Annotated in this window: 8 protein-coding genes and 1 tRNA gene; 7 read left to right on the top strand and 2 right to left on the bottom strand. The window is 69.5% G+C overall.

The features are described 5' to 3' along the window. Positions 1 to 106: 106 nt before the first annotated feature. On the bottom strand, positions 107 to 520 hold the full coding sequence (locus tag ACFULQ_RS46745; protein ID WP_004002642.1) for an SsgA family sporulation/cell division regulator: 414 nt from the start codon (positions 518 to 520) through the stop codon (positions 107 to 109). A 191-nt stretch (positions 521 to 711) separates the two neighbouring features. On the opposite strand from ACFULQ_RS46745, the gene ACFULQ_RS46740 reads away from it, so the two are divergent. From ACFULQ_RS46740 to ACFULQ_RS46710, 7 genes are all read left to right on the top strand, one after another. After that, entirely contained in the window at positions 712 to 1,173 is a 462-nt protein-coding gene (locus ACFULQ_RS46740) for a TIGR02611 family protein (protein WP_383557261.1), read from the top strand. A 268-nt stretch (positions 1,174 to 1,441) separates the two neighbouring features. Next, positions 1,442 to 1,513, top strand: a tRNA-Val gene (locus tag ACFULQ_RS46735). A 382-nt stretch (positions 1,514 to 1,895) separates the two neighbouring features. Next, positions 1,896 to 3,185 (top strand): extracellular solute-binding protein, encoded by a 1,290-nt coding sequence (locus ACFULQ_RS46730; RefSeq protein WP_383557258.1) that lies wholly within the window; start codon positions 1,896 to 1,898, stop codon positions 3,183 to 3,185. Between the two features lie 14 nt (positions 3,186 to 3,199). Further along, positions 3,200 to 4,156: a carbohydrate ABC transporter permease gene (locus ACFULQ_RS46725; RefSeq protein ID WP_383557256.1), complete on the top strand. Its 957-nt coding sequence runs from the start codon at positions 3,200 to 3,202 to the stop codon at positions 4,154 to 4,156. Further along, positions 4,153 to 5,025: a carbohydrate ABC transporter permease gene (locus ACFULQ_RS46720; RefSeq protein WP_383557253.1), complete on the top strand. Its 873-nt coding sequence runs from the start codon at positions 4,153 to 4,155 to the stop codon at positions 5,023 to 5,025. Before ACFULQ_RS46725 ends, ACFULQ_RS46720 begins: the two co-directional genes overlap by 4 nt. 10 nt (positions 5,026 to 5,035) lie before the next feature. After that, on the top strand, positions 5,036 to 5,629 hold the full coding sequence (locus ACFULQ_RS46715; protein ID WP_383557251.1) for a hypothetical protein: 594 nt from the start codon (positions 5,036 to 5,038) through the stop codon (positions 5,627 to 5,629). A gap of 92 nt (positions 5,630 to 5,721) precedes the next feature. After that, positions 5,722 to 8,460, top strand: coding sequence for a Tat pathway signal sequence domain protein (locus tag ACFULQ_RS46710; RefSeq protein ID WP_383557249.1), 2,739 nt, complete (start codon positions 5,722 to 5,724; stop codon positions 8,458 to 8,460). Between the two features lie 70 nt (positions 8,461 to 8,530). Here the strand turns inward: ACFULQ_RS46710 and ACFULQ_RS46705 are convergent. Further along, on the bottom strand, positions 8,531 to 10,149 hold a 1,619-nt coding region (locus ACFULQ_RS46705), incomplete at its 5' end, for an SCO7613 C-terminal domain-containing membrane protein (RefSeq protein ID WP_383557247.1).

Below are 10,149 nucleotides of genomic sequence, written 5' to 3'. Positions count from 1 at the left end.
GCGGAGCGCTCCGCAGCCACGGCGCCTGTCGTTCCCTATGCGGTTGTACAAGCCCGAGCCGTCTCCCCGAGTGGACGGCGCCGGACGGCTCTGTGCGGTCTCGCCCCTAGCTTTCCGCCAGGATGTGCGAGAGCTCCTGATCCAGATCGAAGTGGCGGTGCTCGGTGCCCGGGGGCACGGCGGCGTCCGTCCGCTTCAGGAAGGACTCCAGGGCCCGCGCCGGGGCCTCGAGCAGCGCCTCGCCCTCAGGAGAGCTCAGGGCGATGCAGACGACGCCCTGACCGTGGCTGCGCGACGGCCAGACTCGGACGTCGCCGGTTCCGGTGGGCCGGTGGAGGCCCTCCGCGAGGAGGTCGCGGGCGAACACCCACTCGACGGTCTCCTCGGCTCCGGTGTGGAAGGTGGCGTGCACGGCGTAGGGGTCGGCCGTGTCGTACCGCAGGCCTGCGGGGACAGGCAGGGAGGACTCGCTCGACACAACGAGGCGCAGGTGCAGCTCGCAGCTGACCGTGGTGTTCATAAGCGCCAGGGCCTTTCGCTCAGTGTGCGCTCGGGGATTCGCACGTCGGCGAAATCGACATGCCACCTACGGTGCCGTTGTAAACCCCTCTGAGTGTTTTGCGTGCCTTTACGTAACTCTTCCGGCCGAGAGCCCCTTGGGGAGGTACGACCATTCCGGTGACCGGTTTCTCTCGGGTAGGGTTTGGCTGCATGAATACGGGGAGTGACGAGCCGCGCGAGGTCGCCGTGGCGTCTGATGAGCAGAGCGGCGAGAAGACGGGCGAGGCGACGGACGAGCAGGGGCTCGGTTCCCGGGCGCCGGAATTCATCAAGTCGCGGCGGTTGCTGCACCTGAGCTGGCAGGTCCTGGTCTTCGTCATCGGCCTGGCGGTCGTGGTGGCCGGCATCATCATGCTGCCGCTGCCGGGCCCCGGCTGGGTCGTGATCTTCGGCGGTATGGCGATCTGGGCGACCGAGTTCGTCTGGGCCCAGCTCGTGTTGCGCTGGACCAAGCGGAAGGTCACCGAGGCGGCCCAGCGCGCCCTCGATCCCAAGGTGCGCCGCCGCAACATCATCCTGACCTCGATCGGCCTGGTGATCATCGCCGCGATCCTCGGGGTCTATCTCTGGAAGTTCGGCTTCGAGATGCCCTGGAACATCAAGGACCAGTGAGCCGCGCGGGGGTGCCCGGGCTCTCACCGCTGGTCAGGGGCGCGGTGGCGGTCCTGACCGCAGGCCGGTGGGGGCCGAGGCTGCACATCAGCGCAGGGCCCCCGGCATCGCTCCCCAGGACTCCCCAGGGCGCCTCACGGGCGGTCGCGTCCGCCCGGAGGCAACCGGTCCCCCGAGCGGAAGGGCGAGGCCTTCGGAGCCGTCGCGTCGCCTCGCGGGACATGACGCAGGGCACCCCCTGACATGGGGTAATGTTCTTCCTGCGTCCGGGCGATTAGCTCAGTGGGAGAGCGCTTCGTTCACACCGAAGAGGTCACTGGTTCGAACCCAGTATCGCCCACCCGGACCGACGGCCCGTCTGCGAGATCGCGGACGGGCCGTCGGCGTGTGTACGGGCGGATGCGAGCTGAGCCGGTCGGACTCGCTCCGTGGTGACGGTCCGCAGCGAAGGTCCCCCGCCGCCCGTTGTTTTCCGGCCGCGCACCGATCTCGTACGACGGCATGTGTCGTGTTCGACCGGTCGATCCCGTGTCTCTCACCTGGGGCATCGTCAGTTTCCGCATCCCGTGCGGTGGTTGGAGGCGCTCCGGCTTCTCACCGCATTCTCAAGAAATTCCTGTCCGAATCATTGACGCACCTCCGGGCCCTCCGTAGCTTGTGCCAGCAAGCGCTTACTTGAAACGATTCATGCAGGCGGCGACGCTGCGGGGAGGGGCCCGACTGTGGGAACCAGCAGGAATGTTGAGAGGCGAACGATCCTGAAGGCGGCCGGGGCGACAGCGGCGACGCTGGGACTGGCCGCGACGACCGGGTGCGGTGGTGACAGCGGCAGTTCCGGAGACGGGACCGTGACACTCCGTTATGCGTGGTGGGGTGGCGAGCCGCGCACCATCGCCATCAAGAAGACGATCGCGCTCTTCGAGAAGAAGTATCCGAAGATCAAGATCAAGCCTGAATTCACCGACTACGCGGCGTTCTGGGAGAAGTTCCAGACCCAGGCCTCCGGTGGAAATCCGCCGGACGTTTTCCAGAATGCGGTCGGTTTCCTGCGCAAGTACGACAAGCGCGGCGTTCTGCTGGATCTCAAGTCGCAGGCGGACTCCGGGAATCTGAGCCTGGACAACTTCCGCAACGGCGTTCTGGCGAACGGTCAGGTCGACGGCAAGCAGCTCGGCATACCCGTCGGGGCCAACACCATGGCGCTCGTCATCGACCTCAAGGCCTTCGAGAAGGCGGGCGTCGAGGCGAAGTTCGGCTGGACCTGGGACGAGTACTTCGAGGCGCTCCAGACCATCCAGGACAAGCTGAAGATCGCCGGCGACACCGGCTACTTCGGCATCATGTACCTCTACGACCTGTACCTGCGGCAGAACGGCAAGGCCTTCTTCACCGACTCCGACCTCGGCTTCACCGAGGACGACCTGACGCAGTGGTGGTCGGACGGCTACAAGCGCGTGAAGTCCGGGCTGGTCACCGACCCGAAGAAGATCGAGCAGGTCGCGCCCAAGTCGGGTCTGTCGGCCGGCCTCGCCGCCTCCGAGTTCACCTGGGACAACTTCTCCATCCGCTACGAGGGCGAGGGCGAGTCGGACTACGGCCTCGCGCCGATCCCCACCACGGACGGCAAGCAGACCGGCCAGTACCTCGGTTCCCTGATGCTCAGCGCCTTCGCCGGGACCAAGCACCCCAAGGAAGCCGCCCAGTTCATCGACTTCATGGTCCACGACCCCGAGGTCGGCAAGATCATGGGCTACGACCGCGGCATCCTCGCCACCACCGAGCAGTACGACGCGTTCAAGCCCACCGACCCCAACAACAAGGGGGTCGCGGCCTACGAGGACGAGGTCGCCAAGGCCGGTGTGCTCGGGAAGATCACCCCGCACCCGTCCGGCGCCGACGTGATCGAGGCGGCCTTCCTGCGCCTCGGCGGTGAGGTCGCCCAGGGCAAGTCCAAGCCGGCCGACGCAGCCAAGGCGCTGTTCGGCGAGGCCAAGGCCGCGTTCGCGGGCTGAGGGGACGTACCACCATGACGCTCGTCAAGGAAGCGCCCGTGCGCCCGGCCGGGAAGCGGTCCGCCGCTCCCGTCGCCGGGCGGCGCGGGCGGCGCCGCGAGAACCTCGTCGGCTATCTCTTCATGTCGCCGTGGATCGCGGGGTTCCTGCTGCTCACGGCGGGACCGATGATCGCGTCGCTGTACTACGCGTTCACCCGGTACAACCTGTTCACCCCGCCCGAGTGGGTGGGATTCGACAACTTCACGACGATGTTCCAGGATCCGCGCTGGCAGAAGTCGGTCGAGGTCACGCTCAAGTACGTCGTCGTGGCCACCCCGCTGAAGCTGCTGCTGGCGCTGGGCGTCGCCATGCTGCTCGCGCAGAAGCGGCGCGGGCAGGGCCTGTACCGGGCCGCGTTCTACATGCCCTCTCTCATCGGCGCCAGCGTCTCGGTGGGCTTCGTGTGGCGGGCGCTGTTCTCCGACGACGCGATCGTGGACCGTACGCAGAAGGTCTTCGGCGTCGACGTGGGCGGCTGGATCGGCAACCCGGACTACGTCCTCTACTCGCTGGTGGCCCTCAGCATCTGGCAGTTCGGCGCGCCGATGGTCATCTTCCTGGCCGGTCTCAAGCAGGTCCCGCAGGAGCTGTACGAGGCCGCCGAGATGGACGGGGCCGGACCCCTGCGCCGGTTCTGGAACATCACCCTGCCGATGATCTCCCCGGTGCTCTTCTTCAACGTGCTGCTGGAGTCCATCCACGCGTTCCAGGTGTTCGGCTCCGCCTATGTCGTCTCCAACACCCAGTGCGGGCCGGCCGACGCCACCCTCGTCTACACCTGTTACCTCTACCAGAAGGGCTTCAAGGAGGCCCAGATGGGCTTCGCCGCCGCGATGGCCTGGACGCTGGTGCTCGCGGTGGCCCTGGTCACGGCGGTCCTGTTCTGGTCGCAGAAGAAGTGGGTGCACTACGAGGAGGCCGCCAAGTGACCACCGTGACCAGTCCTGTCGTGCGCACCGCGAACGAGCGGCGGCGCTTCGGATCGATCGCCTGGCACCTCGGCGCGCTCGTCATCCTCGCGGTCATCCTGTACCCGGTGATCTGGGTGCTCGGTGCCTCGTTCAAGCCGAGCAAGGACATCATCGCCAGCATCGACCTGCTGCCGGCCAAGCCGGTCTGGGCGAACTTCTCCGGTCTGGCCGACGGCATCTCCGGCATCTCGATCAGCACCTTCTTCGTCAACTCGCTGACCTACGCCGGGCTCGCCGTGGCCGGTGTCGTGCTGTCGAGCTCGCTGACCGCCTACGCCTTCGCCAAGATCAGGTTCGCCGGGCGGAACCTGCTGTTCACGCTGATGATCGGCACGCTGCTGCTGCCGTACCACGTCCTGCTCATTCCGCAGTACGTGATGTTCCGCAAGCTGGAACTCGTCGACACGCTGGTGCCGCTGGTGGCCGGCAAGTTCCTCGCCACGGAGGCGTTCTTCGTCTTCCTCATGGTGCAGTTCATGCGCGGACTGCCGCGCGAGCTGGACGAGGCCGCCAAGCTCGACGGCTGCGGGCACCTGCGGACCTACTGGTCGATCGTGCTGCCGCTCTGTCGGCCCGCCCTCATCACCAGCGCCATCTTCACCTTCATCAACGCCTGGAACGACTTCATGGGGCCGTTGATCTACCTCAACACCCCCGACAAGTACACCGTCTCGCTCGGCCTGATGATGTTCCGCGACCAGGAGGGCATCTCCAACTACGGCAGCATGATCGCGATGTCGCTGGTGGCGCTGATCCCGGTCATCGCCTTCTTCATGGCCTTCCAGCGCTATCTCATCGACGGCATGGCCACGTCCGGACTGAAGTGAGGCGGTCAGCATGGCGCAAGCGCGTGTGAAGGCCCGCAGGGCGTCGGTGTTCGGCGGTGAACGCTTCGCGGTCTTCGCCGAGACCCTGCTCACCGGCGTGTGGATCGCCGTGGGCTGTCTCGGGCTCGTCACCTACCCCGCGGCCTTCGCCGCCGGCACCCGGCACCTGCGGCGCCGGACGGGTCATGAGGCGGGCGGCCTGCGGGAGTTCGTGGCGGACTTCCGTACGGCGGTGCGCCGCGGGTGGCTCGTGGGCCTCGCCGGGTGGGCCGCGGCGGCCGCGGTCTGGGTGGACGTCCAGGCCGCCCGGGCCGGCATCCCCGGCGGGCCGCTCGTCGGGGCCGTCGGGCTCTTCGCGCTGATCGGCCTCGTGGTGGCCGGGCTGCGCGCTGCGGCGCTCTGGACGCCGGGCGCGTCCTGGCGGGCGCTGCTCGCCGGCGCCGTACGGCGGACCCTGCGCGATCCGGCCGGGTCCTTTCTGATCATCGCCGGTCTGGCCGTCGTGGCCCTGTCCGCGGGGTTCGTCGCACCGCTGGCGGTTCCGGTGCTCGGAGCCGTCGCGGCGGCGGCCGTCGCCGTGGAGGAGCGCTACCGGCGCCGCTGACGGGCCCCGCCCTCGTCACAAGGTCGGTGCCCTGGGCACCGCACCTCTCTCTGTCATGCCCCTGACCAGCTTGTCCATGGAAAGGAACGGCCATGTCCCCCATCCCCCGCAGGTCCCTCCTCAAAGCCGCCGCCGTCGCCGGTGCCGCCGCGCAGTTCAGCTGGGCGCTGGGGGCCAAGGACGCGCAGGCCGCGCCGAGAGCCGCCGAGGCCGACGACTCTCCCGTGACCCTGGACTGGCTGGAGGACGGCGGCCTCGGTGCCGCGCCCGGCTCCACCGTCGGCGTCCCCTGGCCCAAAGGCGTCCACCAGGAGGATCAGAAGTTCGCGGTCACGGACGCGGACGGCAAGGCCGTGCCGGTGCAGTCCTGGCCGATCGCCTACTGGCCCGACGGATCGCTCAAGTGGACCGCCCACGCGGTCAGTTCGGGCAACGGCAAGCTCTCCCTGACCGCCGGCGAGGCCGCCGTACCCGACAAGAAGGTCACGGTCGGCAAGAGCGGCGGCGCGATCACCGTCTCCACCGGGGTCATCACCGCGAAGATCGGCACTTCGGGCGCGACGCTCGTCAAGTCGGTCACCCGCGGGTCGACGGAGATCGCCAAGAACGGCCGGCTCGTGCTCATCCGCCAGCCCGAGATCGAGGACGAGGACCAGGGCACGGTCAGGACCGAGCGTTTCGAGGGGGCCATCTCCTCCGTGACCGTCGAACAGGACGGTCCCGTACGGGCGGTGGTCCGTATCGACGGCAAGCACCGCAAGGGCGGCCGGAGTTGGCTGCCGTTCTCGATCCGGCTTTACTTCTACGCGGGCGCCGACTCCTTCCGCATGGTCCACACGATCACGTTCGACGGCACCCAGGAACCGGGCAAGGCGAGCGGCGACTTCATCCGCGGCCTCGGCGTCCGCTTCACCGTTCCGATGCGCGATCAGTCGTACGACCGCCACATCCGCATCGGCGGCGAGGGCACCGGGCTGCTGCGCGAGGCCGTCAAGGGCATCACCGGGCTGCGGCGCGATCCCGGCATCGCCGTGCAGGAGGCCCAGTACGCGGGCAAGAAGCTGCCGGACCCCGCCACCTGGGACCAGCGGGTCACCACCCGGCTCCAGTACATCCCCGAATGGGGCGACTACACGCTCTCCCAGCTCTCAGCCGACGGCTTCACCCTGCGCAAGCGCACCAAGAAGGGCCACGGCTGGATCGGCGCCGGCGGCGGCCGGCGGGCCTCCGGATTCGGGTACGTCGGCGGCGCGAGCGGTGGATTCTCCTTCGGCCTGCGGGACTTCTGGGAGCGCCACCCCTCCCAGCTCGACATCCGCGCCGCCCAGACCGACGAGGCCGAGGTCACCCTCTGGCTCTGGTCGCCCGAGGCGCAGCCCATGGACCTGCGCTTCTACCACGACGGCATGGGCCAGGACACCTTCGCCGAGCAGCTCGAAGGCCTCAACATCACCTACGAGGACTACGAGCCCGAGTTCGGCACGCCCTACGGCATCGCCCGCACCTCGGAACTGCTGTTCTGGGCCAACGAGTCCACGCCCACGCCCGAGGCCCTGGCCGAACAGGTCGAGGCCGTACGGGTGTTGCCCCAACTCGCCGCGCCCCCGAAGCAGCTCATCAAGGCGAAGGTCTTCGGGCCGGGCCTGTACTCCGAGCCCGACCGCTCCACCCCGGCCAAGGCGAAGATCGAGGACCACCTCGACTTCCTCTTCACCTACTACAAGGACCAGGTGGCGCAACGCCGTTGGTACGGCTTCTGGGACCACGGCGACATCATGCACACCTACGACACCGTCAGGCACCAGTGGCGGTACGACATCGGCGGCTACGCGTGGGACAACTCCGAGCTCTCGCCGGACCTCTGGCTCTGGTTCGCGTACCTCAGGTCGGGCCGTGCGGACATCTTCCGGTTCGCCGAGTCCATGACCCGGCACACCGGTGAGGTCGACGTGTACCACCTGGGCAAGTGGGCGGGCCTCGGCACCCGGCACGGTGTGCAGCACTACGCCGACAGTGCCAAGCAGCAGCGCATCGCCAACACGACGTACCGGCGCTACTACTACTTCCTCACCGCGGACGAGCGGGTCGGCGACCTGATGCACGCCAACGTCGACTCCGACGAGACGTTCCTCGTACTCGACCCGCTGCGCAAGGTACGCACCGATCCGTACACGCCCGACCGGCACGCCCTGTCGATCGGCTTCGGCACGGACTGGAGCGGGCTGGTCTCGGCCTGGCTGACCGAGTGGGAGCGCAAGGGGCCGAAGTGGGAGAAGGCCAAGGCGCGCGTGCTGTCGACCATGGAGGGCATCGCCGCCCAGCCGAACGGGTTCGTGCAGGGCAGCGGGCTGTACGACCTCGACACGGGACGCTTCGCCGTGGCCTCGGCGCCGGTGGTGGGCGTGTCCCACCTGTCCGCCGTGTTCGGGCTCAACGAGCTCTGCGCGGAGCTGATCGACCTCGTCGACATGCCGAAGTTCAACGAGGTCTACTTCGACTACTGCCGGTACTTCAACGCGACCAAGGCCGAGCAGGCGGCTCGGTACGGGTCCAACTTCGGGTCACTGCTGCTGTTCCAGGGGCACTCGCGGCTGGACGCGTACGCGGCGGTGAAGACCGGGGACGCGAAGCTGGCCGCTCGGGCGTGGGACAAGTTCTACAACTCCGACGGGTACAAGGAGTCGGCGCCGTGGAGGACGGAGGCGTTGAGCGGGCCGGCTGCTCTGGTGGCGGGTAGTGAGGCGGCCTGGGTGTCGACCAATGACACTGCGCTGTACGGGCTCGCCGCTATCGAGAACCTGGCGCTTCTTGGGGACAAGATGCCTTCGTAGAGGTTGAGGTGGTGGAGAACCGCGCGGCCGTTGTGGCTGGTCGCGCAGTTCCCCGCGCCCCTGGGTGGGGTCAGTGGAGGTTGCCCAGGAAGTCCCGCATCCTTCGGACATCCCTGATCCGTCGCTCGTACGTCGCTCCCAGAGCGAGGAGCATGAGACCTGCCAGCGCCGGGGGGACCCAGCGGGGGAGGGCGTCCGTCATCTGGACTATGTACGGGGCCAGTTCGTGCAGGGCGTCCAGGGTCAGGACCGAGCCGCCCAGGACCAGGGGGGCCTGGAGGCTGTAGCCGCCGCCCAGCAGGGTGAGGGACAGCGCCGCCAGGCCCAGGAGCAGCGGGCGGGTCCAGTCGGGGTCGCCCCAGGCCATGACCAGGCTCGGCAGGAGAGTGGCGGCCAGACCCGGGCCGTACGCCGTCCAGGACGAGGTCTCCGGGGCGCGCCGCCTGCGGAGGTGGCCGACGAGCAGGGCCGGGATCGTGACCGGGAGTGTGTACGCCTCGGGGGTGTCGACCTCCCAGGCCGCCAGACGGACCCAGGTCGCCAGGAGGAACAGGGCGGCGGCCGCGTAGCCGAGCGGTCGGCGGTTCTCGCGGATCGCCGTGCCCGCGGTGATCACCCCGCACAGGGCGAGAAGCAGGGCGAGCATCGGGAGGTCGGTGGCGGCCAGGGCGATGGCCACCAGCGCGGTCACGGCTCCGGCCAGCTCGATCGGCACGGTCGCGGGGGTGCCGTCGAGCCGCCAGGCCAGCAGGGCCGCGGCCGCGGGGACCGTCAGGACGAGCAGGGCCGTGTGCGGGGCCGACCAGTCGGCGGCGGCGCCGGTGGCGCAGGCCAGGGCGGCGGCGTATCCGAGGGCGGTGGGCGTGGTGACCGGCGCGGCCCGCCAGGAGGCCGCCGCGAACAGCACGACCAGGGCGCACAGCGTGGTGAGGGTCGCCGTCCGGGTGGCGAGGGACAGGAAGGCGAGGCTCGCGGAGGCCACGAGCGCGGGGACCACAGCGGCGGGGGGACCGGGCCGCAGGACGGCCACGGCCAGGGCTCCCGCGGTTGCCGCATCCTGGATCAACAGGCCTGCCGCGAAGGGGAGTTCCAGCACCGCCGGGACCGTGAGCAGCGCGGCCCAGGCCAGGACCGGTGCGGCCGTCAGGGCCCGCGGGCGCCAGGTCGTGTCGCGCACGGCGAGCGCCAGGACGCCTGCCAGGGCCACCAGGATCGGCGGGACCGTCTCGGCGTACGGCGGCCACGTCAGGTGGGACGTCACCGCGGCGCGGGCGTCCGGCGGGGTGCCGGTCCACGCCTGCGAGGCCCAGGAGAGCGGGCCCAGTACGACCACGCCGACGACCGGCAGCGCCGACAGGAGCGACAGCGCCTGCACCGCACCCGACGCCCACAGCAGACCTCGCCGTACCGTCTCCGGCAGCCGGCTCGGCCGTAGCACCGTCAACAGGGCGATACCGAGGGCCAGATGGGCCGGGACCGCCCACACCTCGGGCAGTGCGGAGCGGGCCACCCCGCCGAGAGCGGCCACCGCGAGGAGACCGGCGGCGAGGGCGAGACCGAGGGACTGCTCCGCGCCGGGCGTGCGGTTCGCCGTACGGCTGCCCTGCCAGGCGGCGCCCAGCGTGATCGCGCTCGCCAGGAGGAGGAGCGCCGCCGCACGGGCGGCGGCGCTCGGGCCGGAGGCTGTCC

Origin of the sequence: Streptomyces sp. NPDC057253 (assembly GCF_042669125.1) — a bacterium.
Lineage (GTDB): Bacteria > Actinomycetota > Actinomycetes > Streptomycetales > Streptomycetaceae > Streptomyces.
This window is presented reverse-complemented; position numbering and strand designations above follow the sequence as displayed.

Coding starts and splice junctions, on each gene's coding strand:
- ACFULQ_RS46715 (WP_383557251.1), top strand. CDS start 5,036: ATGGCGCAAGCGCGTGTGAAGGCCCGCAGGGCGTCGGTGTTCGGCGGT.
- ACFULQ_RS46725 (WP_383557256.1), top strand. CDS start 3,200: ATGACGCTCGTCAAGGAAGCGCCCGTGCGCCCGGCCGGGAAGCGGTCC.
- ACFULQ_RS46710 (WP_383557249.1), top strand. CDS start 5,722: ATGTCCCCCATCCCCCGCAGGTCCCTCCTCAAAGCCGCCGCCGTCGCC.
- ACFULQ_RS46745 (WP_004002642.1), bottom strand. CDS start 520: ATGAACACCACGGTCAGCTGCGAGCTGCACCTGCGCCTCGTTGTGTCG.
- ACFULQ_RS46740 (WP_383557261.1), top strand. CDS start 712: ATGAATACGGGGAGTGACGAGCCGCGCGAGGTCGCCGTGGCGTCTGAT.